The organism is Bacillus sp. LR--39 (genome assembly GCF_053613335.1).
On sequence record NZ_JBSIOT010001034.1, the window covers coordinates 1 to 652 of the forward strand.

Below are 652 nucleotides of genomic sequence, written 5' to 3' on the forward strand. Positions count from 1 at the left end.
ATAATATTCATGACACCGATTCCGCCGACCAAAAGGGAAATACCTGCAATTGAGCCGATAATCGTCGTCATAATTGCCGTTACCTTGCCAATTCCAGCCGCAATCTCTTCCATGTTCATCACTTGATACGAATCCTCTGTGCCATGATTGTCATTTACCAGCTGTGCCGCTTCTTTTCCAGCCGATTTTATGTCGTCTGCTGATTCGACCTGCAATGATACGTTACTGAAATCACTTGTGCCAAAAGAGGATTTCATCATATTAAATGGCACATACATTTCACTTAAATCGAAAGAAAGCAAGCCTGTTTCTTTTTTCAGCACGCCGATAATTTCAACGGGCTGTCCGTTTATCCAGACAACTTCACCTAAAGGGGAGGTTTTATCGAACAGTTCTTCAGCCATCTTTTGAGAGATGATTCCGGCTCTATTCCCCGCGAGAAAGTCATTGTCGGTAAATGTTCTGCCGCTTTCGATTTCTAAAGAATTGACATTCATGTATCCATCATTTATTCCGTTAACCGTAGCGTTGGTTTCTTCTTCGTGATAACGCGCTGTCATACTTTCAGAAGTCGAAGCAACGACTTGTTTAATACCTTCTATTCCTTTTAAACCTTTAATATCGTTTTCTGTAAACGTAGATTCAGCTGCGG

General features: G+C 41.6%; 1 pseudogene. It reads right to left on the reverse strand.

The features are described 5' to 3' along the window. A pseudogene (gene skiZ, locus ACWHAR_RS28235) lies at positions 1-652 on the reverse strand (sporulation-delaying-protein transporter subunit SkiZ); the annotation flags it as partial.